A 22,196-nucleotide genomic window follows, 5' to 3' on the forward strand; every position below is an offset into this window, starting at 1 on the left:
CCCAGTGGGTGCCGGAAGTGAATGGTGACATGCTCGAAATCCATGTGCATCTGGATCTGCTCGGCTGCAGCGACGGCCATCTGGGAATTGCCTTGCGCTGCAGCGATGATGGCCATGAAGAAACCCTGCTCTACTACGATGCATCACTGCAGCGTCTGGTGCTTGACCGCAGTCGCTCGGGTGCGCAAGTCACCGGTCAGCGCAGCGTGGCGATAGACCCAACACAAGGGCAGCTGGAACTGCGTGTGTTCCTCGATCGCTCGTCCATCGAGGTGTTCGACGAAAACGGACGCTTCAGCCTCAGCAGTCGCCTCTATCCGCGGCCTGACAGTCTGGGCGTGAAGCTCCTTGCAAGCGGGAGTGGCGGACGGGTCTCCATTCCCAGAGCATGGCCGCTCGCCTCGGGATGGCTATGAGCAGCGTCATTCGAGTCGCGAGAAGCGCGGGCCATGTGTCATGATTCTGCGTCAACCTGACCGGTTTCGCCTCGCATGACTTCAGTGAAAGACGTTGCACAACTGGCCGGCGTATCCCTGATGACGGTTTCTCGAGCGCTCAACAACCCGGAAAAACTGAGCCCCGAAACCCTTCAGCGGGTACGTCGCGCCATTGATGAACTGCAATTCGTACCGAGCCTGTCGGCGCGCAGGATGCGCGGCGACAACCTCCAGTCGCGCACCATCGGTGTGTTCGCGCTGGACACCGCGACCACACCGTTCGCGGTCGAGTTGCTGCTGTCCATCGAACAGACCGCACAGCAGGCGGGCTGGAATGTGTTCATCCTTAACCTGTTGAGCAACCCGCCCACCGACCAGAACATCGACCTGATGTTGTCGCACCGTCCCGACGGGTTGATCTTCAGCGCCATGGGATTTCGCCAGGTGTGCATTCCCGAGCGCTTGAAGAGCAAACCCCTGGTACTCGCCAATTGCCTGGCGGATGACAGTCGCCTGGTGAGTTATGTGCCCGACGACGAAACGGGGCAGTATCGAGCCGTACATCACGCGTTGAGCCAAGGCTATCGGCGCCCTCTGTGTATCAATCTGCCAAAACAGAGTCTGGCCTGGGACCTGCGACAAAAAGGCTTGCTGCGTGCCTGTCAGGCATTCGGCCTTGCGCCTGACGCACTCCTGCAATACGACCTTTCCGATCATGATGCCTATGGTGAAACCGCAGCCATCCTCGACCTGCACATCATTGATGGTCGTCCCCAATTTGACATTCTGATCTGTGGCAACGACCGCATTGCGTTTTGTGCCTATCAGCTGTTGTTGGGCCGAGGCCTGAAAATCCCCGACGATGTCGCCGTGCTCGGCTATGACAACATGATCGGTATCGCTGAGCTGTTCATCCCGCCGTTGACGACGGTGCAACTGCCGTACTACGAGATCGGTCGTAAGGCTGCCCGGCACCTGATCGAGACCATTGAGGTATCGGGAGCTCAGCCAGTTGATTGTCCATTAGTGGTCAGGGCATCACTATAAGAATTAGCTCATTCGGTGATTGCACGCCCGCTTGCTTTCGATTTGCCAGTTCTGTGGCGACTGCGGCTCTTCGCTGTTCTGGTCTGATTCCAAAGGTGAGTATTCGGATTGGATGTCCGTGGCGATAGGCACGGTGGATACGCCGTTTCTGAGTGAAAAGCAGAAACACGTGTGCGTTGCATCGAAAGCGCCGTGGTACGCAATCGAGGATCGGTGGCCGCGGACGGAGTGAGCGCTTTCGGCCAAAAAGCGAAAGCGCATGAGGTACATTGATACCTGATCCCAAATTCACTGATGGGAGGGACCGTACTATGACGACGCGAACTGAAACCGCCATCCTGGCCGGTGGCTGCTTCTGGGGCATGCAGGATCTGCTAAGACGCTACCCCGGCGTAGTGTCCACGCGGGTGGGATACTCGGGCGGCGATGTACCCAATGCGACTTACCGCAACCATGGCACGCACGCGGAAGCGATCGAGATCGTATTCGATCCGGAGCAGATCAGCTATCGCCAGATCCTCGAGTTTTTCTTTCAGATCCACGACCCGACGACGACGAATCGTCAGGGCAACGATGTGGGTATGAGCTACCGCTCGGCACTCTTCTATCTCAACGATGAACAGAAGCAGGTGGCCGAGGATACGGTGGCCGACGCTGATGCATCCGGCCTCTGGCCCGACAAGGTCGTCACTGAAATCGTGCCTGCAGGTGCGTTCTGGGAAGCAGAGCCGGAACATCAGGACTACCTCGAACACTACCCCAACGGTTACACCTGCCATTTCATTCGGCCAGACTGGAAACTGCCTAAACGAGGGTGATGGTGAGGCCAAAAACGGTGTAACGGCCCCTCGCGAATAACGGCTTCACGCGCATCTGCGAAGGGTCAGGAGGCAAGATGATTTGTATCGCTCTGTATGTTCGCGGGCGATCTTACACAGCAATACACAATCGCCGGATCAGGACACATACGGATTACATGAAGGTGAAAAAGTGGGCGGCGTCGCACACCTGGCGTTCTCCGATGAACCCAGGCTAAAGAGCCCAACACACCAGCAGGAGCCACCTCATGATCAATGAAATCGATACCGTGCTTTACACCGGCAAGACCCACACAACCGGAGGCCGTAACGGCGAGTTGCGTAGCGACGATGGACGTTTGGACGTCAAGCTTTCCGCGCCTGGCTCGCCAGGGAGTGGCACCAATCCCGAACAGCTGCTGGCTGCGGGTTGGTCGGCCTGTTTCATCGGTGCAATGGGTAAGGCGGCTGTGGCATTAAAGGTGACCCTGCCGAGCGACGTTGCCGTCGATGCCGAAGTGGACCTGGGCAAGACCGAGGACGCCTTTTTCCTCCAGGCGCGCCTTAATGTCAGCCTTCCGGGTCTGGACCCTGCTGTCGCACGGGCGGTGGTGGATGGCGCCCACCAGCGGTGCCCGTACTCCAAAGCGACCCGTGGCAACATCGACGTCACGATCAATCTGGTTTAGCCAAAGCACCTCGTGCGGCCTAATGCTGTTCACTTAAGGTTGGGGTACATATCCGTTTCTGCGGTCACGGCGGCTAGCGGTTTCGCTTTTTAAGCGAGTCACTTTCGAAAAGCGCGAAAGTAACCAAAGCGCTTTGCCCCGCCATTCGGTGCCTCGCCCAGGCTCGGCATGCCGTAACGAAGGCATTGCTCCGGGGGCCCGCCGCCATCGGCCATCGGCCATCCATGGCCGGGGGCGGCTACCGCGGCATCCTTGCCGCGGTGCCCCCTGCGCAACGCCTGCGTTCGGCCTCTGGGAAAGGGGCAGTAGATCAAAATCAAAAGCCACAGCCACAGCCACAGCCACAGCCACAGCCACAGCAAGATCAAAAGATCGCAGCCTCGCTTCGCTCGACAGCTCCTACAGGGAAATGCGTTCATTTGAAGCCAGGTCGGCCGGTAGGCCGCCTCGCTTTGGCGTTTGCGGTGCACGCCCCCTCGAGAGGCCGAATGGAGGTTCTGCGCAGTGGGCAACCCGGCATGGATGCCGGGTTAGCCGCCCCCGGCCATGGATGGCCGATGGCGGCGGGCCCACGGAGCAGGACCGGAGCGAGGGCACCCTGAGCCTAGGCGAAGGGCCGAACGAAAGGGGCAAGAACCCTTTGGTTACTTTGGGCTGGGCCGGCATTCCGGTTCTTTTCCAAAGTGACCCGCCGTAAGGGCGGAACCCTAAGCAGCCGTTACCGCAGGAATGGATATGCACACGATCAACAAAATACAGGTCGGCCGCCTCGCTCTTGATCCACCGCCCCCTCGCTACGCATGTGTATGCCTGGAAACACCGAGCTTAAGCGAACAGCATTACACGTGCAGTCTGCTTTCCCGGCAGGCTGCTCGGCCAATTCGCTCAATCGTCCTCATGCAACTTGATACCGCGGGCGTGAAGCAGGTGCGGGATCACCAGCACCAGCAGCGTCAGCGCGAGGAACGCGGCCGATATCGGTTGCGTCACAAACACCAGCCAGTCTCCCTCGCTGATGGACAGCGCATTGCGCAGCTGCTTTTCGGCCATCGGCCCCAGCAGCATGCCGACGATCACGGGTGCGACGGGAAAATCGAAACGGCGCATCAATACGCCGCCCCAACCAATCGCCAACATCAGCAAAAGATCGAAGGAGGAATGGCGCATGCCGTACACGCCAATGGTGGCAAACACCAGAATGCCGGCGTTCAGGTACGGCCGGGGAATCTGCAGGAGCTTGACCCACAGCCCCACCAACGGGAGATTCAACACCAACAGGATCACGTTGCCGACATACAGCGAGGCCACCAGGGTCCAAACCAGTTCCCCTGAAGTCTGGAAGAGCATCGGCCCCGGCTGCAGGTTGTAGTTCTGGAACGCGGCCAACAGAATCGCCGCGGTGGCGGACGTCGGGATGCCGAGCGTCAGCAGTGGCACCAAAGAACCCGTCGCGCTCGCGTTGTTGGCCGCCTCGGGACCGGCAACCCCCTCAATCGCCCCCTCGCCCTTGTTGCCCGCAAACTCTTTCGGGTACTTGCTCAATTTGCGTTCCGCCGAATAGGACAGGAACGTCGGAATTTCAGCGCCACCGGCCGGAATCGACCCGAATGGAAAGCCGATCAACGTGCCCCGTAGCCAAGCGGGTACCGAGCGTTTCCAGTCAGAGCGCGTCATCCACAACGAGGTCAAGCGGTGCCGACCGGACGCTTCTTCTTTTTGATACAGCAAGCTGTACAAGGCTTCACCCACTGCAAACAAACCGACCGCCACGAGCACGACTTCGATGCCATCAACCAACTCCGGCACCGCCAAGGTGTAGCGGGCAATGCCCGATGTCGAGTCCAGGCCGATCAAGCCGATGGTCAGCCCAATCCCGAGCGAGACAAAACCGCGCAGCATCGAAGCGCCGAGTACCGCAGACACCGTCGTGAAGGACAACACCAGAATTGCGAAATACTCGGCAGGACCAAACTTGAGCGCCAGCGTGGCGACAATAGGGGCAAACAACGTCAGGAACACCGTCGCGATGGTGCCGGCAACAAATGAGCCTATCGCGGCCGTTGCCAGGGCCGGTCCTGCCCGGCCGTTGCGCGCCATGAGATTGCCTTCCAGGGCCGTGACCATGGAGGACGATTCACCGGGCGTATTGAGCAGGATGGAAGTGGTCGAGCCTCCGAACTGAGCGCCATAATAGATACCGGCAAACATGATCAGGGCGCCCGTGGGATCGACCTTGGCGGTGATCGGCAGCAGCAGCGCCACCGTCAGCGCCGGCCCAATACCCGGCAAGACACCAATGGCGGTGCCGAGCAAACAGCCGATAAAGCCCCACATCAAATTGATCGGTGTCAGCGCAGCGGAAAAACCAATGGCCAGGTTCGCGAGAGTTTCCACCTTGATTACCTCCTTTGGCCCGGGTCAGATCCAGGCGTTGACAAGGGGCGGCAGGGAAACCCCTAGCCCGGCGTTGAACAGCCAGTAAATCGGCAGGGTCAAGGCAATACCGATAGCGAGGTCCTTCACCGGCCGACGACTGCCAAAACCCCGCGCCGAACAGGCAAACAGCAGCCCGGCGGCCAATACGAACCCGATGAGGTTAATCAGCACGGCCACCCCCACCAGTCCCGCCGTCACCCAGGCTGCGCCGGATTTGCCGCCGGGCAGCGCTTGGGCAGCTTCGTCGCTGTGGTCTGCCAGCTCGCGAAAACCACCGGTGACGGCCTGATAACAGAGCAACAGACCGACAACGCCCAGGAACACCGCGACGGCGTACGGATAGACGTGGGCTCCCAGGATGACGAAGCCCATCTCGGGAGGAAACCGGAATGCGCCCACCGCCAACACGGCGCTGATGGCAATCACTCCGACGCCAATCGCCAGTTGCACCGGCACTATTGCGCGAGGCTGAGTCATTTCGAAACCAGCCCGACCTCGACCAGCATCGCCCGCAGTCGCACATGCTCCTCGTCGACGAATTTGCCGAACTCATCGCCGGTCAGTACGTTGGGGGACCATTTGTTGGTGTCGATATTGTCTTTCCAGACTTTGCTGTTGGTGGCGGCCACGACAGCGTCGATCACTTCTTTGCGCTGCTCAGGCGTGAGGTTCGCGGCACCGTAAACACCCCGCCAATTGCCGATGGTCACGTCGTAGCCTTTCTCCTTGAGGGTCGGTGCATCGATGCCTTCAATGCGTTCTGGCGCGCCGATGGCGAGTACTCGGAACTGGCCGTTCCTGATGTATTGGCCAAGCTCGGCATAACCACCGGTGATCACCTTGATCTGCCCGCCCAATGCCTGAGCAACGACTTCACCCCCGCCCGCAAAGGCGACGTAATTCACCTTGTTGACCGGGACACCCATTTTTGCGGCCAATTCGGCAATGCCGATGTGATCGATCGACCCCTTGGAGCCACCGCCCCAGGAGATACTGGTCGGCTTATCTTTGAAGACTTTCAGCAAGTCCTCCAGGGTTTTGAACTCGGACTCCTTGCGGACGGCGATCACGTTGTATTCGGTAAACAGCCGGGCAATCGGCGTCACGTCCTTCAAGGTGATTTGCGGCTTGTTCTGTTCAATGGCAGTGACCATGATCGCACCGACAACCAGCAGCGCATTCGGATCGCCTTTGGTGCTGTTGGCGAACTGCGCCAGCCCCAACGTCCCCCCTGCTCCGCCCTTGTTCTCGAAGGTGGTGGATTTGGCCGCTTTGGCCTCGATCAAGGCTTTGCCCAGAACCCTGGCGGTCTGGTCATAGCCGCCACCCACAGAACCCGGGGCCATGAACTTGACGGTGTCCAGCGCAAAGGCCGGTGTTGCGAGCGCAGCTGCGGTAACGGCCGTTGCGATGCAGCGGCTGAATCGACGGAACAAAGCGGACATAAGTTGTCTCCCGATTGCATTGTTTTTATAGGTGCCGGGGTGAACGTCGATCAGGGAGCGAACCCTGTTCAATGAACATTGGCCTGCGGATAAGCGTAGGCCATGGTTAGAGAGACAGCATTTAACGAATTCGCTATCGTCACGCGACGATTGAACCGGACCCGCTCGAACCAGGCAGGTGAACCTCGGGCGGGATACGCCGGGGCACTGGTCGCCCTGGTTGCACTGATGTTCTGGAAACTCCCACCGTGGCTGGTGGTTGTCGGCTGCGGGGTCGCGGGGTGGCTGTTGAGTGTCCTGTTGTGAGGAATAAGACAATAGCCAACAAGCAAGATATTGATATTCAAACATCTACTTCTTCAGAAACATTTGCTCGGCGCAGCGCTGAAAAATGTCGGGCTATTCTAACCCTCTGCAACAGGAGACTTGTCATGAAAGGCATGCTCGGCAGCATTGGATTGTCACTGTTACTGGCTGCAACGGCGGCGTTCGCGCATCACGGCTGGAGCGAATACGACTCGAGCAACCCCCTGCAGTTGAACGGCACGATAGAAGAATCCGGTTACTCCCATCCACACGGGTTCGTGCGCCTCAAAACGCAAGAAAAAACCTGGAACGTCATCCTGGCGCCGCCTTCGCGCATGGAAAACCGCGGCCTTTCCCGGGACATGCTGAGTGTGGGTAACACGGCCACCGTGGTCGGCTATCAGAATCGAAACAACCCCGATGAAATGCGCGCCGAACGCATCACCGTCGGCGACAAAACCACAGAGTTGCGGTGATGCAGGCCATCGATGCCAGCGCAGGATCGAGTCCGGACAGCTGGCTGGACTGGGTGGGTGACTTGCCGGTTGGGGCGGCCATGCGGGGCGACCTGTGGCTGTATCCGATGGTCGAGGTGGTTCACATCATCGGGTTTACGGTGCTGGTCGGCTCTGTCGTGATGTTCGATCTGCGGGTGCTCGGGCTGTCGAAAGAGATTGCAGTGACGGCCCTGGCTCGCCACCTCCTGACCTGGTCCGTCCTGGCCCTGCTGTTGATCGTGCCCGCCGGGCTGATGATGTTTTCAGCCCATCCCCATGACTTCGCATCGAATGACATCTTCATCTTGAAGCTATGCCTGATCGCTACTGCCGGGCTCAACGCTGCTCTTTTCCACGTCGGGATATACCGCTCGGTCACCCAGTGGAACACGGGCACTGCGGCGCCTGGAATCGCAAAAATCCAGGCGCTGCTTTCGATTGGGTTATGGGTCAGCGTGGTGATGTGCGGTCGGCTATTGGCGTACACCTGATCATCAGGTATTGGTTTTCAACTTGGTCCACAGACGAGTAGTCAAACGTGCGATGGCCGCGGGGAGTTCCTCTACTGTAAACAACTTGTCCAACACACGTGTCGGCGGGTAGATCGCCAGGTCCTGCTTCACTACCGGAGTCACATATTCATCCGCCGCAAGGTTGGGGTTGGCGTAATGAATGCTGTTGCTGATGTTGGCAATGACCTGCGGCGTCAGCAGGTAGTTCATGTAGGCGTAGCCATTCTTCTCGTGCGGCGCACTCTTGGGCATGACCACCATGTCGAACCACAGCGTCGAGCCTTCGTCAGGGATCGAATAGGCGATGTCGATGCCGTTGTTGGCTTCCTTGGCGCTGGCAGCCGCCTGCACAATGTCGCCATTAAAACCGATCACCGCGCAGACATTGCCGTTCGCCAGGTCGCTGATGTACTTGGAGGCGTGGAAATACTGGACATAAGGTCTGATTTTGAGCAGCGCCTGCTCGGCTTTCTTGTAATCCGCCGGCTCGTGGCTATGGGGCGGCAGCCCCAGGTAATTCAGGGTGATCGGCAGGATCTGCGTAGGATTATCGATAATCGCCACGCCGCACTGGCTCAGCTTTTTGATGTTGTTTTCATCAAAAAACAGATTCCAGGAATGGGTGACATCGGTGTTGCCGAAGATCGCCTTGATCTTCTCGACGTTGTAGCCAATACCCGCCGTGCCCCACATGTACGGATAACCGTATTGATTGCCCGGATCATTGACCTCGAGTTTTTTCATCAGTGCCGGGTCAAGGTTTTTCCAGTTGGGCAGCTGGCCTTTATCGAGTTTCTGAATCGCCCCGGCTTTGATCAATCGGGACAGAAAATGGTTTGAAGGGCTCACCACGTCATAGCCGGTATTGCCGGTCATCAGTTTGGATTCCAGCACTTCGTTGCTGTCGTGTATGTCGTACGTTGCCTTGATCCCCGATTCCTTGGTGAACGTGGTCAAGGTGTCGTCGGCGATGTAGCCGTTCCAGTTCGAAATATTGACGACTTCGTCAGCGTAAGTGGCTGCCGAGAACGTCGACAGCACGACCATCAGGGAAATGTTATTGACGCGCATGTTCAATCACCGTGTGTTTGATGAGTTTTTATTCTTTGATCGCCGGGTGTTCTAGATTTCTGTTTTGGCCCTGACCGCCTCCACGCGCATTCGAAGCATGGCACCGATATCGAGCAAGGGCCGCGGTGGCAGCCAGCCCGGCTGGGCTCTGCGCATCACTGATTCGAGGATTGGCGAGCTGGCACCCGACGCCAGTTCGGCGAGCAAGCGTCCCCAAAGGGTGCCGCGTGCAACGCCCGAACCATTGCAGCCGGCCACCGCAAACACACCTTCGTCGACCTTGGCGAAATACGGTTGCCCGGTGCGTGAAGCGCTCAAGTGTCCGGTCCAGGTGTATTGAATGTCCTGCTCGTTCAAGAACGGGAAGCGTCGTTGCAAGCCGAGCACATGGTGTTTGCGACGGTGCAGCAGCTCACTGTCGGATAAATCCCGAGAACGGTATTCCGCCGTATTGCGGATCATCACGCGGCGGTCCGGGGTCAGTCGCACCGTGGCGCCCAAGGGCCGGGTGGACAGCACGCCCCAAGGCTCAACCGCGCCGATGGACTTGAACTCGGCGTCGCTGAGTGGTCGTGTCAGACTGGCGCTGAGTTCCATCGGGAACGTCCCGCTGTCTTCTATTCCGGAGCGCGGGATGAACGCGTTCAGGCACACCAGGACTTGCCTGGCCTCGATGCTTCCATCGGTGCCATTGGCGCGAATACGCCCTTTGCCCAAACGCTCCAGGCCGGTGATATCGGTGTTCTCAAACAGGGTCACCGTGTCCGGCAGCGTATCCAGCAGGCCCTTCACGTATTTCGCGGGTTGCAGCAGTGCGTTGCCATTGCCGCACCAGATCGCGGCCTGGTAATGCGCGGTGCCCAGTTGTTTGCTCAGCGGTTCACCTTCCAGAAACTGCGCAGAGGCGCCGACAGCGCGTAGCGTTGTCAGTTTGGCCGCGACATCGGTCAACTTGCCGGGATCGTTGACGGCGAAGTAGTAGCCCGATTCCCTGAATTCACATTCGATGCCCAGACGAGCGATGCGTCGGCGCACTTCGTCACTGGCGGCACGGGAAATCGAGGTATCGACTTCAAATCCGGCAAACCCCGGGTTGCCGATCAGCTCATCTTTGGCCGGATGTTCGTGCCCCACCACGAAGCCTGAATTGCGCGCCGAGGCGCCCTGTGCGGACCGTTGTCTGTCGACAATCACGATCCGCGCCTGAGGGTGCATTTCAGCGAGTGTGTGAGCGGCGCACAGGCCGGTGATACCGGCACCGACAATCAGCCAATCGGCTTTTTGCGTGCCTTTGAGAGCATCGCGAGCGGGTGAACTCCCCGCCTGCGCAATCCAGCCACATACATTGGTCATGCATCACCTCATCTTCCTGTCGTTCCGCAAGCACCGCACATGACGTCATCGCATGAGTATTTCCGGCTGGCGCTGGCTAGAGCTAGAATCTATAAGGCCTGTAGTGATACAACCAACGTTATAAACTCATCGAGCTATTCAAAAAACGCATGGATAAAATTCACCACGTTCCTTCTCTCCAGGCCTTGCAGGCGCTGGTCGAGGTCGCAGGCTCGGGCAGCTTCACGCAAGCGGCGCAAAAGCTGTGTCTGACCCAAAGCGCAGTGAGCCGAAAAATCCAGCAGTTGGAGAGCCACTTCGACTTGCCGATGTTCGTGAGGAATAGCCGCAGTGTTCGACTGACACCGGAAGGCGAACAGGTGCTTGCGACCGCCCGAAGTATTTTGGCGCAACTGAAGGCACTTGAAGATCGGCTGGCACCGCAGAAGCGCCCTTTTCGGATACGCATGCATGTGTCGCTGGCGGTTCGATGGTTGCTGCCAAAGTTGAGCGAGTTCTATCGAAGTCATCCGCAGGTTTCGCTGTCGATCGAAACCGTGGCCACGGAAGTGGTGGAGCCAGCCATCGACAGCGACGCCTACATCCTCTATCTGCCCGAGCCGTCCCTCGATCCTGACTGCCTGACCTTGTTCGAAGAGGCGCTGGTGCCGGTGTGCGCCCCAGGCTTGGGCAGCGCCACCCAGCCGTTGGAGTCGGTGGCCGATCTCGTGCGTTTCCCGCTGTTGCATCGCTCGGCGGACAAACATGACTGGTTCCGGTGGCTGCATGCCAATGGCGGCCAGTCACTCGAGGACTACCGCCACATCCCCTTCAACCTCGACGAGTTGGCGCTCGATGCGGCGGCGCGAGGGCTGGGGGTCGCCATGACTGACCTGACCCTGGCAGGCGAATCACTCGAACGCGGCGTGCTCGTCGTTCCGTTCGGTCACCCCTTGAAGACCCGCGGCATTTACGCCTTGAACCTGCAACCTTCCGCCGCCGCTCATCCAGCCTGTTCGCTGATCATGCAGTGGTTCGCTCAACAGGCCGAACAGCCAGCAGGCGACGTTTGATCACCAGGGATTGACCACTACGTTCCGCGCCCCAACCCTTGTGTCGCATTAGCAAAAGCTGCGCTCGCCTCTTGAACCAGCTTGCGCCATTCAACGCTGTTGATGAGACCGGTGCGCTCCATCTCATCGGCAGCCTTGAGCAACTCGTCATACTGCTCTTCGGCATCCATCCGGATTTCGGGCACTTTCAGGAGCTGATACCAGGCCGCCAGGGCTTCGCTCTTTTGATCATCACTCATGCTCAAACTCCCAAAGACAGTCTTCGTTTTGAAGTTTTTTCATGGGTGGCGTTCCTCACTCCCGACATACGGCAGGCAGGCATAAAGACAGGCGCGCCGTGCATTACAAACTTGTCATTGAGTTGTCAGCGTAGCCAGCACCCTCGCTTCATACAGTGGCGTCGCCAGTCACCGGTTCCGCCATGGCCAGCAACATCGCGCCGGTCAAGGCCAACAACGTCGTGCTGGTGCACGGATCCTGGGCCGATGGCTCGAGCTGGTCGGACGTGATCACCCGGTTGCAGGCCGCCGGCTTGCACACGCGGTCTCCAGCCTCGATCAAACCATCAACCCAGACCTGGAACGCTTCCTCGACAAACGCATGAACGCGACCACCGTCGAGCTGCCGTCGAGCCATCTGTCTTTGGTCTCCCACTCAAAAGAAATCGCTGACCTGATCCTCGAAGCCGCTGGTCGCCAACCGTAACGTCGGCGCCGTTTCATTACAAAATTGTCATTCAACTGTGGGTCGGCTGTGCGGATCGCCTGGTTAACCTGAATTCACTGTCAGGCAACCCATCGGCAGCCAACCCGCCCCTGAATAGAGGGAATCATCATGAAAATGTTAATCCTCGGTTTTGCTGCTCTCCTCGCAACGGGTTCGGCGTTTGCCGATACCCAGACAGCCGATCCTGTCATTCACGACAAGACCGGTTTCTTCGTCCACCTGGATATCGCCAAAGACCTGTCCAGCAATATCATCTCGCAAGAATGCGGCATCGTCCCCGCGCAGCTGATTTATCTCGACCATCAGGGTCGCAAGCACGTGCTGGATTACCAGGTCCAGGGCATGGGTTGCATTGGTGATAACTGATCAGACGCCTGTACTCACAGAGGATCGGGCTACACTGGCGCCACTGGCTGACCTCTGTAGCCCGCCGCCGCGACATGTATGTTGCTGACACCGAACCAGGCAGATCCCATGAACATCCTCGTAGTCGAAGACGAACCCAAGTCCGGTAACTACCTGCTCAATGGCCTGCTGGAGCTCGGCTACTCCGTCAGCCTGAACTGCTGCCGATGATCGAGGCGTTCAACGCAATGCTCGTCCGTCTCGGCAAGGGCTTCGTGCAACTGGGTCAGGTGTCGACCGACATGGCCCACGAACTGCGCACGCCGATTAACAACCTGCTCGGCGAAACCCAGGTCGCCCTGCAGCAAAACCGCAGTATTGAGGCCTATCAGCAACTGCTCGCCTCCAATGTCGAAGAGCTGGAGCGCCTGGCCCGGATGCTCGACAACATGCTGTTTCTGGCCCGCACCGACCGGGCCAGTGCTTTGCGCCAACGGCAGGAACTGGATGCTGCCGATGAAATGGAACGCATGGCCGACTATTTCGAAGGGCTGGCGGCGGATGCCGGGATCAGCATTGATGCCCAGGGCAGCGGAGTGATCTGGGCCGAACCGATGTTGCTGCGCCGTGCCATGGCCAACCTTTGCGCCAACGCCATCAAATACGGCGCGCCCGACTCCGAGCTGTTCATCCGCGCCACACCCACGGCCGACGGCATCCGCCTGCACGTGCGCAACCACGGCCAGACCATCCCCGCCGAACACTTGCCCAGACTGTTCGAGCGCTTCTACCGCGTCGACGAATCCCGCGCACGCTCGGCGCACTCCAACGGTGTGGGCCTGTCGATCGTGGCGACGATCATGCAGCTGCACAATGGGGCTTAAAGCGTTAGCAGCAGCGAAGGCATCACCTGCTTCGAGCTGTTTTTTCCGGCGCGGCAATTGGATGAATGAGGTCCCGGCACCCACTGATCGTTCCCAGGCTCCGCGTCACCCTTGCGCAGGACTCAAGCCTTGCGGCGATAGCGGGACGCGGAGCGTCCCCGGCGGCATTCCCACGCGGAGTGAGAACGATCAATCCCGGACCCTTTTCTGCGCTTTTGACCGAATCAGACGGGTCAAAAAGCGACTTCAACTGAAATGGCCAAAAACGCCACCCCCCTTGAGCAGTTTTGGCATAGGCCAAAATCATCGCTGTGTCTAGACTCACCCCCATATAACAGTGCGAAAGCACACTTGAGTCCAGGACTGTTCCAGGGGAACCCGCATGAACCCATCCGACATTTTTGTTATCAGCGCCGTCCGCTCGGCCATCGGCAGCTTTGGTGGTTCGCTCAAAGATGTGCCACCTATCCAACTGGCCACTGACGTTTGCCGCGCTGCCATTGAACGTTCGGGGCTGGCACCTGAACACATCGGTCACGTGGTGATGGGGCATGTGATCCCGACGGAAGCACGTGACGCCTACATCTCTCGTGCCGTGGCGATGAATGCCGGCCTGCCGAAAGAGACGCCCGCCTTCAACGTCAATCGCCTCTGCGGTTCTGGTTTGCAGGCCATTGTCAGTGCAGCACAAAGTTTGATGTTGGGAGACGCAGGCGCTGCGCTGGCGGGTGGCGTCGAATCCATGAGCCGCGGTGCCTACCTGTTGCCGCAGGCGCGCTGGGGCGCACGCATGGGAGATATGCAAGCCATCGACTACGTGCTCGGCGCTCTGCAAGACCCGTTTGGCGGTTTCCACATGGGCATTACTGCGGAAAACATCGCCGAGCGCTATGGCATCACTCGTCAGGCTCAGGATGAGTTGGCGCTGCTGAGCCAGCAACGGGCGGCCCGGGCGATTGCCGAAGGCCGATTCACTGACCAGATCGTGCCGATCGAAGTGGCGTCCCGCAAAGGCACCGTGACGTTTGCGACGGACGAGCATGTCCGCGCCGAGGTCAATGCCGAGCAATTGGGCAAGATGAAACCGGCCTTCAAAAAAGACGGCAGCGTCACCGCCGGCAACGCGTCCGGTCTCAATGACGGTGCCGGTGCATTGATCATGGCCACGGGTCAGATGGTTCTCGACCAAGGCCTCAAGCCCATCGCCCGACTGGTCGGTTATGCCCATGCCGGTGTGGAGCCAGAGCTGATGGGGTTGGGACCGATTCCCGCCACCCGCCTTGTCCTCAAACGCGCCGGCCTGACCGTTGCCGACCTGGATGTCATCGAGTCCAACGAAGCATTCGCGGCCCAGGCGTGTGCCGTGGCGCAGGAACTGGGCTTCGACCCGGAGAAGGTCAACCCGAACGGTTCAGGGATTTCTCTGGGCCACCCGGTGGGCGCGACCGGTGCGATTATCGCCACCAAAGCCATTCACGAACTGCACCGTGTTCAGGGTCGCTATGCCCTGGCAACCATGTGCATCGGCGGCGGCCAAGGCATCGCCGTGTTGTTCGAACGCGTCTGATCGGCCAAAACGAAGACGACGCCCATTGTGGGCGCCGTCTCGTTTTACCCCGATGGAATCAGTGCGCAATGCACTCCGATTTCAGCTCGGTGTAAGCCTCGATCACTGCGCGACCACACTCGCGCCCCATACCCGATTGCTGACAAGGAACGACCTTGCTGCAGACACCGCAGACGGCGCCCTGCGGTAGGCCGGTCGGTATCTCGACGGGCTTCATTTTTTCAGGCCCGGAGGTTCTACTAAACTACGCAGAACTACGCAGATTCAGTGAATGATTTCACAGCACTGCTAAAGTGATAGCACGCGTCGCCACATGCTCCCAAAGCCTGTAATTTTCGAAGGTGGGTGGCTAATCACGGTGACGCCAACGCTCTCAAGCGAGGGCAGCATGAACTGAATCGCGTCATCATCGAGCGCGAGGGGCGGCAGACATGAGGTCTAAATATGATATTTGAGCCCAACAGTACCCGTTCCGTTCTCCAGCGAAGAAGCAGTACCAGTATCGTTATTCAGGCTGGTCTCGATTGTGTTGCGGTGACCGGTGTTGCATGGTTTTTGATCAATTATCATATCGGCTTCATAACGCAGTCCTATGTCATCCTGCTCCTGTTGCTGCTGGGGGCTTTGGCCGTCGTGTACGACCACTATGCCATTTACCGCAGCAATGTTGGTTTTACCGTCAAAGCCTTCAAGCTTTTGAAAGCATGGACTGCCACGTTTGGCTTTCTCGTTGCCATGGCCTTTCTTACCAAGCAAAGCGAACAATACTCGCGTTTATTGGTCGGGCAGTTATTTGTTCTTGGATATTTTGCTCAGTTGCTTTTGCACCTCGCGACACGCGAGATGCAGAAGAAGTTTTTGGCCCACCCGACTCAATTGGAAAACTCGCTCATCATTGGCTCGGGCGAACTGGCCAGCTATCTTCACAAGAAAATCAGCAATAATCCCTGGCTCGGTGAGCGCATAGTCGGCTGTGTGTTGATCGGCGCGGACGATGATCGGGGAAAGGAAAGTCTGGAAGGCGCGCAACGTATGTCGATACTGGGCGATATCTCCGACCTTGATGAGCTAGTTGTTAAACACGCCATTCGTACCGTCTATTTCGTGACCCCTCTGGGTGGCTCAGAGGTCATCCAGGATGTTTATTTAAGGCTGTTCGATAAACACATCTCTGTTAACTGGGTGCCTGACATTTTCTCGTTGCGCCTGATCAACCACAGTGTTCGCGAAATTGCCGGCATTCCCGTGCTGACCTTGTCTGAAACTCCGCTGATGGGGATGCGTCTGTTTCTGAAGAATCTTGAAGACAAAGTCCTGGCCTTTCTCATTTTGGTTTTTGCAACGCCAGTCCTGGTAGCCGTCGCCATTGCCATCAAGCTCGATAGCCCCGGCCCCATATTCTTTCGTCAGCAGCGCATGGGGTGGAGTGGAGAAGCTTTTCGGATCTGGAAGTTCAGAAGCATGGTCGTCCATCAGCCTGAAGACGGCATCGTCAAACAGGCGCAAAAGAATGACCCGCGCATGACCAGGGTTGGGGCCTTTATTCGGCGGACCAGCCTGGATGAGCTACCGCAGTTGTTCAACGTTTTGATGGGGGAAATGTCTCTGGTGGGGCCTCGCCCGCACGCTATTCAACACGATGTGCAGTACTCGCCCGATGTCTCGGGCTACTTTGCGCGTCACAACATTAAACCGGGCATCACAGGCCTGGCTCAGGTACGTGGCTATCGTGGTGAAACGAGGGATATAGATCAGATGATCCGGCGTGTTGACTCGGACATTGAATACATCAACAACTGGTCGCTATGGCTCGATTTCGTCATCCTTGTACGAACGGTGTTTGCCTTTTCCGGCAAGCATGCCTATTAGCCAGTCCTGAGTGCCTGGACGATCTCAATGGAGGTATATTTTGATAAGGCCGCCAAAACCCATTTCGCGATATCGATTAGCGATTTCCTCGTCACTCGGACCGTCCGGCAACCCAAGATGCCCATTCAAGTGCCATGAACGTGGTAATCGAGTTGATTTCACGCAACTTCTTGGCATCTGAAAATACAACATCGGGATAGCCGAAACGGATCGTGCTCCAGTAGCGTTTTCCTGCCCGGGTAATTACGTTCCCAAGATGGCATGCAACAATTTCATCCTCCAGCAATACCAGATCGAGCCGTCCGGCATTTTTTGCCACCCTTTGAACCTCATGCGATTCAATTTGAGAGGCGGCTGCTCCATGCCTTGCTCTGGCATAGGACTGAAGCATTTCCCGATCTGCGATTTCAATTTCGTCGTCGTTCAAGGCCTGTTTCATACGATAGCGCAGCCGGTTTTTGCGCAGATTTCGACGTAACTCGGTATTGTATCTGGCCGTAATATCCTCAATTGACCTGCTCAGCGGAACGACAGCACTCAAATATTGAGGCACATACAATGCCCCCAAGGTCGGCATTTCACTGACCCACACCGTCCGGCCTGACGTGTCCAACTTCAACTGACTATCAACCGCTTGAGACTCAGCGCCCAGTAGAACCTTCACAAACTCCCGCTGTGTTTTCCTGCCCACATAGAGGATGTCGTGGAGGCTGTCTTCCCGCAGTCTGAACCTGACAATTTCCCAGCGCCACAAACAGGCTCGCCCAAGAATATCCCGCAGCCAGGCAACAGCTTTCCTTAGCTCAAATCGCATCGAAGGAGATATTAACTTACGCATCAACTCTGCTATGTATTCTTTCATTTGGTTATTAGCACAATTCAAGGAAGGGGTATTTGAGCTTACAAATCAATAACCTGACTACTCGAAATGAGAGCTCGACAACTGAGCACATTATTCAAAATGTGCGGTAAACCCTAATTACGACACTGATACAATCCGCCATCTATTTTGAACACGCCACCTTTCCTTTATTCCTGTAGATCAATGTGCGCAACAGGAACATCGGATTACCCACCACATAGCGTCTGAATAATCGCTTTGGCTCACCTATCAGCCTGAACACCCACTCACAACCGAGACGACGCACCCATTGCGGAGCACGAGTCACCTTGCCGCCGAGAAAATCCAGAATTGCCCCTCCGCACACGACCAGACAGGGCACGCCGCTGACGGCTAACCTGGCAGCAACGGCTTCTTGCTTCGGCATGCCCATACCCAACACAACCAGTTCCGGCTGAAACTGCCGGGCAAGGTTTATGTAAGTATCCGCCGACGCGAAACCATGGTGAGCAGAGACTACATTGGCCGCAAATAGCGCTTCGCTACGCTGCACCGCGTTGGCTAGAAAGGGCTCTTCAGTACCCCAGAAAGCCACGCGCCGGCCCTTGAACGCGGCCAGCAACTTGGGAATGAAATCGGTGCCATTCATGTTTAACCCCGGCTCTCTGCCGAGGCGACGAAACAGGATCGCCATGCCGGAGCCGTCCCGTAATAACACGTCAGCAGCCAGCAGCGCGTTCAAGTAGTCGGTATTAGCCGCCACCAGATTCATGGCATGGGCATTCGCGAACCCAAGCACTGTCGTCACGTCAGCTCTGGATAACGCATCAATCAAGGCTTGCTCGTCATCAACATCGCTGACCACCCTGAGTTTCTGGGTAATCGTTTGCCAGCTGTGCTGCCAGGATAAAGCACGCATTAGCTGTCATCTCGCTTCGAACGCACCCATTCAACCTGGCGCTTAAGCAAAAATCCGAGATACAGAGGGATTTTCTTCAGCGCGTAGAACGGCGCATACAACAAGGCTGAAAAAGAAATAATCCCGCGACCAAATTGGCTCCATGCCAGCAAAATAGTGACACCCAATATTGCCACCCCGGAAGAAGCTATCAATGCTGGCGCCAACGCTCCGGACAGCATAAATACCAACCATGACAGACCAAATACAGCCCCCAAGGCCAACGTCAACAAGGCCAACGGAGGGACCAGCAAATCCAGCGTCATCGCCAGCAGACTCCAGTTACGCTGGCCAATCGACTCCACCAGCAACTTTGGCGTATCCCCAAGGATTACCCCTAGATGACCATGTTCCCAGCGCGTACGCTGGGTAGTTAAGCCTTCATCGCTGCGCGGAAAATAACTGGTCACCAGAGCATCGGGGCAGAACAAAGGCGGCTTGCCGCTTCGGCATAAATCCAGGCCCATCTTCAAATCTTCAACGATGTGGCCACTGGCTAAATTGATCAACGTCAGATCCCGCCAGACGAAAGCCATTCCCGTGCCCATTAACTGACAGGGCAAACCAAGCCGGGTCCAACCCTGCGGCCGTACCCGATTCTTCACACACCAGGCAAACTCGGCAAGCCGCACTTTCAGCCCGGAACCTGCTGGAGCAAGCATTAAATTAAGTGCTTGCGCTGGCCGCCCTGAGTCGATGCAAAAGATTGCCAAACGCTCAATAGAACCCTCGGCCACCTGGCAATCCGCATCGATAACAATCATGACGTCCGGCGCATCGCTCGCCAAATGACGCACCCCACAGTCCAGCGCATAACCCTTGCCACGCTGCTGATCATTGCTGCGCTCCACCACCTCGGCGCCCGCCGTGCGGGCCAGCGCGGCCGTGTCGTCAGAACAGTTGTCCGCCACCACCAATAGGCGATCACCCGAAAGCAACTGCGGCCGAATGCTATTTAACGACGCGACGATGATCGAGGATTCATTGTGTGCCGGTATCAACACCGCCACCCGCGGTCGCGATCCTTGCGCCGACGAGCGCGACCGTGCAGGCAGGCAAGCCATCAGCACCTGCACAAACAGCACCAACACCGGCAGGAGGATGAGTATCAGCAGTGAGCTGAACAGCCAACTAAGTAATGTGATCATGCTTGCGCCCTAAACAAATTAGCCAACTTGGCCGCTTCGATATCGATGTCGTGTCGCTCCAGCACTCTCTGATAAGCCGCCTCGCCCATCCGCTGCAACACCTCGACAGGTTGCGCGAGACAGTCCGCCAGTGCCGCCGCCAACTCATCCACCGCTCCAGCGGGAAACAACCAACCGTTCTCACCCTGTCGCACTAACTCGGGAATGCCCGCCACATAGCTCGTCAGTACGGGTCGGCGCAACGCCATGGCTTCCATGATGACCACCGGCAATCCCTCGGCGAAGCTCGGCAATACCAAGGCCCGCGCCGCAAGAATCTCCGCCCGCACCTGTTCGCTGCTGATCCAGCCGGTAATTCGCACCCGCGCCTGCAAGCCATGCAGTGCAATAAGGGCTTCGATTTCCGCGCGCATTTCTCCATCGCCGGCCAGTACTATCTCGAACTCCACGTCTTGTGCTGCCAGAATGCGGGAGGCCTCAAGCAGCAAAAGCTGACCCTTCTGCTCACACAAACGACCTACACAAACCAACCGCGGCGTGGATGGCACGGCAACGGCCGGCACATCGTGAAACGCGCGCTCCAGCCCACAATGCACCACCTTTACCCTTGCCCAGTGTGCATGAGCCACCCAGCGAAACAGCTGACTGCGCCCATAAGAACTGATAGCAGCGACAAAGGCCGCGCGCCGAACTTTCTCGCCCAAATGAATAAACTGCGGTTTGTCGAACTCTTCCGGCCCGTGCACGGTAAAACTGTACGCCGGCCCACCGAGCACATTGGCCAGCATCACCACCTCGGTTGAGTTAGTGCCGAAATGCGCATGCACATGCTCGGCCCCAAACGCCTGCAACCAAGTCAGCACGCGACACGCCTCGGACAAATAAACCAAATGATAGGGCCAGGGGCGATCGGCACGCTGGCCCATGCGTAGCGCCAGCCACAGCGCCGAAAAAAAGCGTCGCGGCTGGACGCGCAGCACCTGCAGCACAGGCACTAACAGCTCTTTGACTCCGCCCTGCAGCACATATTGGGTTTTATCGCGTTCGGACACGTCTTCGGCATCCACCAATTCGGCATCCCAGCCGCGCAGAGCAATGCGCTGCACCACAAACCCCTGACGTTCCAACGCCAAAATCTCGCGACGAATGAAGCTATGGCTGACTTTAGGGTATTGATTGATGAAATAAGCGATACGCATAGGAACCAGACTTAGTTGTCGTTGCGGTGGATTATTACTGCAAGTAATCCCACAGTAGTACAGGTATCAGGAACGTCAACTAGCCACACGGCTGCTGCTATAACTACCTATTAACACGCCATCTATCTTTTTAAACGTGTCATCCAGCAATTCATAGCGCCTGCGATACATGGCACGTTTTTTTGAAGCAATACTGTCGAGCGGCTTCCTGGACAGAATCATGGGAATCTCAAAAAAATCTTCGCGCTCTGATGGAGTCGCTCCATGCTCTAACCAGATCACATCATAATTTGCCGCCAGTTCTAGAGCTTTGTGAGCGCCAAAATACGGATGACGGTGGTGGCGATACCCATCCCCTACCGCATAAATTCTTTCAACACCGATATTAATGGCAATGTATTTAATAACTTCGATCAGAAAGCTTCTTGGCCGAAGGCCTTCAAAGTCTTTTGTCAGGTCCCTGTAGATACTCAACGACAGTTCACTCTCGACGCCTTTATGTATCCCTTGAACGGCGCCGATAAAAATACATAACTCAGTGTCCGTGCGACACAAGGTGAATGCTATTGACGCAATGCGCAGGTCACCCTGAAACAAATTCAGCACCAACTCCCCTTCACGCATAAACCATATCGGACGATCCAGCACCAGGGAACAGCCAGCCGCAAACTCCGACAAGTCACTCAGCATCAAGCTGTCACTTCGCCCCAACAGCAATAGCTGCGGACAGCTTTTGGTAACCACTTCGTAATGCGAGGCCAACACACTAAGTTTATTCTTGGGGCTCCAGTTTCTACTGATGTATGGCCAATGAACAACGCCTACACAATCCCCGCCTAACTTCTCAACACCGGACTTACCCAGAGCGCTCGACATACGCCCGCAAAACAACTTTAGCTCTGACCAGTTTTTTGCAACCAGAACCAACATTTTAAATTTATTATTCAATGCCCTTACGGAATACCCAGCGTGTAAAAAAAACACGCTCTTTAATATCAACCAATTATTCATATAAGT

At 57.2% G+C, this 22,196-nt stretch carries 21 protein-coding genes and 4 pseudogenes; 14 read left to right on the forward strand and 11 right to left on the reverse strand.

The window, feature by feature from the left end; all coding sequences use genetic code 11:
* The 4 genes from WLY71_RS16950 to WLY71_RS16970 all read left to right on the forward strand — a co-directional run.
* Positions 1-416, forward strand: a 416-nt coding sequence (locus tag WLY71_RS16950; protein WP_347804452.1) for a glycoside hydrolase family 32 C-terminal domain-containing protein, incomplete at its 5' end; no start/stop codon positions are given.
* Between the two features lie 75 nt (positions 417-491).
* Positions 492-1,484, forward strand: a complete 993-nt coding sequence (locus WLY71_RS16955; RefSeq protein ID WP_347804453.1) for a LacI family DNA-binding transcriptional regulator — start codon at positions 492-494, stop codon at positions 1,482-1,484.
* A 311-nt stretch (positions 1,485-1,795) separates the two neighbouring features.
* Positions 1,796-2,302 carry a peptide-methionine (S)-S-oxide reductase MsrA gene (gene msrA / locus WLY71_RS16965; protein ID WP_347804454.1) on the forward strand — a complete coding sequence of 169 codons (507 nt, stop codon included), beginning with the start codon at positions 1,796-1,798 and terminating at the stop codon, positions 2,300-2,302.
* Between the two features lie 248 nt (positions 2,303-2,550).
* Positions 2,551-2,970, forward strand: coding sequence for an organic hydroperoxide resistance protein (locus tag WLY71_RS16970; RefSeq protein ID WP_347804455.1), 420 nt, complete (start codon positions 2,551-2,553; stop codon positions 2,968-2,970).
* Positions 2,971-3,855: 885 nt separating this feature from the next.
* Here WLY71_RS16970 and WLY71_RS16975 read toward each other — a convergent pair.
* Genes WLY71_RS16975 through WLY71_RS16985 form a run of 3 tightly spaced genes read right to left on the reverse strand, consistent with a single transcriptional unit; the run spans position 3,856 to position 6,851 of the window.
* Positions 3,856-5,364 (reverse strand): tripartite tricarboxylate transporter permease, encoded by a 1,509-nt coding sequence (locus tag WLY71_RS16975; RefSeq protein WP_347804456.1) that lies wholly within the window; start codon positions 5,362-5,364, stop codon positions 3,856-3,858.
* A gap of 24 nt (positions 5,365-5,388) precedes the next feature.
* Complete coding sequence (locus WLY71_RS16980) at positions 5,389-5,883, reverse strand: tripartite tricarboxylate transporter TctB family protein (protein WP_347804457.1); 495 nt, start codon at positions 5,881-5,883, stop codon at positions 5,389-5,391.
* The gene (locus WLY71_RS16985; protein WP_347804458.1) at positions 5,880-6,851 is read right to left on the reverse strand and encodes a tripartite tricarboxylate transporter substrate binding protein; all 972 of its coding nucleotides are present in this window, start codon (positions 6,849-6,851) and stop codon (positions 5,880-5,882) included. Before WLY71_RS16985 ends, WLY71_RS16980 begins: the two co-directional genes overlap by 4 nt.
* Before the next feature lie 102 nt (positions 6,852-6,953).
* Here WLY71_RS16985 and WLY71_RS16990 point away from each other — a divergent pair, with 102 nt between their 5' ends.
* The 3 genes from WLY71_RS16990 to WLY71_RS17000 all read left to right on the forward strand — a co-directional run bounded on the left by WLY71_RS16990 (position 6,954) and on the right by WLY71_RS17000 (position 8,145).
* The gene (locus WLY71_RS16990) at positions 6,954-7,157 is read left to right on the forward strand and encodes a hypothetical protein (RefSeq protein WP_347804481.1); all 204 of its coding nucleotides are present in this window, start codon (positions 6,954-6,956) and stop codon (positions 7,155-7,157) included.
* Between the two features lie 125 nt (positions 7,158-7,282).
* Entirely contained in the window at positions 7,283-7,633 is a 351-nt protein-coding gene (locus WLY71_RS16995) for a DUF6152 family protein (RefSeq protein WP_347804459.1), read from the forward strand.
* Positions 7,633-8,145 carry a DUF6644 family protein gene (locus WLY71_RS17000; RefSeq protein WP_347804460.1) on the forward strand — a complete coding sequence of 171 codons (513 nt, stop codon included), beginning with the start codon at positions 7,633-7,635 and terminating at the stop codon, positions 8,143-8,145. The genes WLY71_RS16995 and WLY71_RS17000 overlap by 1 nt, the downstream gene beginning before the upstream one ends.
* Positions 8,146-8,148: 3 nt before the next feature.
* Here the strand turns inward: WLY71_RS17000 and WLY71_RS17005 are convergent, their stop codons facing one another.
* Together WLY71_RS17005 and WLY71_RS17010 are read right to left on the reverse strand one after the other, a co-directional pair.
* Positions 8,149-9,237 (reverse strand): polyamine ABC transporter substrate-binding protein, encoded by a 1,089-nt coding sequence (locus WLY71_RS17005; RefSeq protein WP_347804461.1) that lies wholly within the window; start codon positions 9,235-9,237, stop codon positions 8,149-8,151.
* 51 nt (positions 9,238-9,288) lie between these two features.
* Positions 9,289-10,590, reverse strand: coding sequence for an NAD(P)/FAD-dependent oxidoreductase (locus tag WLY71_RS17010; RefSeq protein ID WP_347804462.1), 1,302 nt, complete (start codon positions 10,588-10,590; stop codon positions 9,289-9,291).
* 149 nt (positions 10,591-10,739) lie between these two features.
* On the opposite strand from WLY71_RS17010, the gene WLY71_RS17015 reads away from it, so the two are divergent.
* The gene (locus tag WLY71_RS17015; protein WP_347804463.1) at positions 10,740-11,642 is read left to right on the forward strand and encodes a LysR substrate-binding domain-containing protein; all 903 of its coding nucleotides are present in this window, start codon (positions 10,740-10,742) and stop codon (positions 11,640-11,642) included.
* Positions 11,643-11,659: 17 nt separating this feature from the next.
* On the opposite strand, the gene WLY71_RS17020 is transcribed toward WLY71_RS17015, so the two are convergent.
* On the reverse strand, positions 11,660-11,881 hold the full coding sequence (locus tag WLY71_RS17020; RefSeq protein ID WP_149629672.1) for a hypothetical protein: 222 nt from the start codon (positions 11,879-11,881) through the stop codon (positions 11,660-11,662).
* A gap of 298 nt (positions 11,882-12,179) precedes the next feature.
* Between WLY71_RS17020 and WLY71_RS31370 the strand changes: the two are divergent.
* The 6 genes and pseudogenes from WLY71_RS31370 to WLY71_RS17050 all read left to right on the forward strand — a co-directional run.
* Positions 12,180-12,347: pseudogene (locus WLY71_RS31370) on the forward strand (alpha/beta hydrolase); the annotation flags it as partial.
* A 129-nt stretch (positions 12,348-12,476) separates the two neighbouring features.
* Positions 12,477-12,734 (forward strand): DUF2790 domain-containing protein, encoded by a 258-nt coding sequence (locus WLY71_RS17030; RefSeq protein WP_347804464.1) that lies wholly within the window; start codon positions 12,477-12,479, stop codon positions 12,732-12,734.
* A gap of 108 nt (positions 12,735-12,842) precedes the next feature.
* Positions 12,843-12,929 (forward strand): annotated as a pseudogene (locus WLY71_RS17035) (DNA-binding response regulator); the annotation flags it as partial.
* Positions 12,929-13,666, forward strand: a pseudogene (locus WLY71_RS17040) (heavy metal sensor histidine kinase); the annotation flags it as partial. The pseudogenes WLY71_RS17035 and WLY71_RS17040, both read left to right, overlap by 1 nt.
* Positions 13,667-13,979: 313 nt before the next feature.
* Positions 13,980-15,164, forward strand: a complete 1,185-nt coding sequence (locus WLY71_RS17045; RefSeq protein ID WP_149629676.1) for an acetyl-CoA C-acyltransferase family protein — start codon at positions 13,980-13,982, stop codon at positions 15,162-15,164.
* A 444-nt stretch (positions 15,165-15,608) separates the two neighbouring features.
* Positions 15,609-17,033 (forward strand): undecaprenyl-phosphate glucose phosphotransferase, encoded by a 1,425-nt coding sequence (locus tag WLY71_RS17050; protein ID WP_347804465.1) that lies wholly within the window; start codon positions 15,609-15,611, stop codon positions 17,031-17,033.
* Positions 17,034-17,060: 27 nt separating this feature from the next.
* Here the strand turns inward: WLY71_RS17050 and WLY71_RS17055 are convergent.
* The 5 genes and pseudogenes from WLY71_RS17055 to WLY71_RS17075 form a co-directional block, all read right to left on the reverse strand.
* Positions 17,061-17,895 (reverse strand): annotated as a pseudogene (locus tag WLY71_RS17055) (hypothetical protein); the annotation flags it as partial.
* Positions 17,896-18,037: 142 nt separating this feature from the next.
* Positions 18,038-18,793 (reverse strand): WecB/TagA/CpsF family glycosyltransferase, encoded by a 756-nt coding sequence (locus WLY71_RS17060; protein ID WP_347804466.1) that lies wholly within the window; start codon positions 18,791-18,793, stop codon positions 18,038-18,040.
* Positions 18,793-19,980, reverse strand: a complete 1,188-nt coding sequence (locus WLY71_RS17065) for a glycosyltransferase family 2 protein (RefSeq protein ID WP_347804467.1) — start codon at positions 19,978-19,980, stop codon at positions 18,793-18,795. Before WLY71_RS17065 ends, WLY71_RS17060 begins: the two co-directional genes overlap by 1 nt.
* Positions 19,977-21,179, reverse strand: coding sequence for a glycosyltransferase (locus tag WLY71_RS17070; protein WP_347804468.1), 1,203 nt, complete (start codon positions 21,177-21,179; stop codon positions 19,977-19,979). The genes WLY71_RS17065 and WLY71_RS17070 overlap by 4 nt, the downstream gene beginning before the upstream one ends.
* A 75-nt stretch (positions 21,180-21,254) precedes the next feature.
* Positions 21,255-22,190, reverse strand: coding sequence for a DUF535 family protein (locus tag WLY71_RS17075; protein WP_347804469.1), 936 nt, complete (start codon positions 22,188-22,190; stop codon positions 21,255-21,257).
* Positions 22,191-22,196: the final 6 nt, after the last annotated feature.

This window comes from Pseudomonas rossensis, assembly GCF_039888995.1.
Lineage (GTDB): Bacteria > Pseudomonadota > Gammaproteobacteria > Pseudomonadales > Pseudomonadaceae > Aquipseudomonas > Aquipseudomonas rossensis.

Coding starts and splice junctions, on each gene's coding strand:
- WLY71_RS16955 (WP_347804453.1), top strand. CDS start 492: ATGACTTCAGTGAAAGACGTTGCACAACTGGCCGGCGTATCCCTGATG.
- WLY71_RS17010 (WP_347804462.1), bottom strand. CDS start 10,590: ATGACCAATGTATGTGGCTGGATTGCGCAGGCGGGGAGTTCACCCGCT.
- msrA (WP_347804454.1), top strand. CDS start 1,796: ATGACGACGCGAACTGAAACCGCCATCCTGGCCGGTGGCTGCTTCTGG.
- WLY71_RS17065 (WP_347804467.1), bottom strand. CDS start 19,980: ATGATCACATTACTTAGTTGGCTGTTCAGCTCACTGCTGATACTCATC.
- WLY71_RS17075 (WP_347804469.1), bottom strand. CDS start 22,190: ATGAATAATTGGTTGATATTAAAGAGCGTGTTTTTTTTACACGCTGGG.
- WLY71_RS16970 (WP_347804455.1), top strand. CDS start 2,551: ATGATCAATGAAATCGATACCGTGCTTTACACCGGCAAGACCCACACA.
- WLY71_RS17070 (WP_347804468.1), bottom strand. CDS start 21,179: ATGCGTATCGCTTATTTCATCAATCAATACCCTAAAGTCAGCCATAGC.
- WLY71_RS17015 (WP_347804463.1), top strand. CDS start 10,740: ATGGATAAAATTCACCACGTTCCTTCTCTCCAGGCCTTGCAGGCGCTG.
- WLY71_RS17000 (WP_347804460.1), top strand. CDS start 7,633: ATGCAGGCCATCGATGCCAGCGCAGGATCGAGTCCGGACAGCTGGCTG.
- WLY71_RS16995 (WP_347804459.1), top strand. CDS start 7,283: ATGAAAGGCATGCTCGGCAGCATTGGATTGTCACTGTTACTGGCTGCA.
- WLY71_RS16990 (WP_347804481.1), top strand. CDS start 6,954: ATGGTTAGAGAGACAGCATTTAACGAATTCGCTATCGTCACGCGACGA.
- WLY71_RS16980 (WP_347804457.1), bottom strand. CDS start 5,883: ATGACTCAGCCTCGCGCAATAGTGCCGGTGCAACTGGCGATTGGCGTC.
- WLY71_RS17060 (WP_347804466.1), bottom strand. CDS start 18,793: ATGCGTGCTTTATCCTGGCAGCACAGCTGGCAAACGATTACCCAGAAA.
- WLY71_RS17005 (WP_347804461.1), bottom strand. CDS start 9,237: ATGCGCGTCAATAACATTTCCCTGATGGTCGTGCTGTCGACGTTCTCG.
- WLY71_RS17045 (WP_149629676.1), top strand. CDS start 13,980: ATGAACCCATCCGACATTTTTGTTATCAGCGCCGTCCGCTCGGCCATC.
- WLY71_RS16985 (WP_347804458.1), bottom strand. CDS start 6,851: ATGTCCGCTTTGTTCCGTCGATTCAGCCGCTGCATCGCAACGGCCGTT.
- WLY71_RS17050 (WP_347804465.1), top strand. CDS start 15,609: ATGATATTTGAGCCCAACAGTACCCGTTCCGTTCTCCAGCGAAGAAGC.
- WLY71_RS17020 (WP_149629672.1), bottom strand. CDS start 11,881: ATGAGTGATGATCAAAAGAGCGAAGCCCTGGCGGCCTGGTATCAGCTC.
- WLY71_RS17030 (WP_347804464.1), top strand. CDS start 12,477: ATGAAAATGTTAATCCTCGGTTTTGCTGCTCTCCTCGCAACGGGTTCG.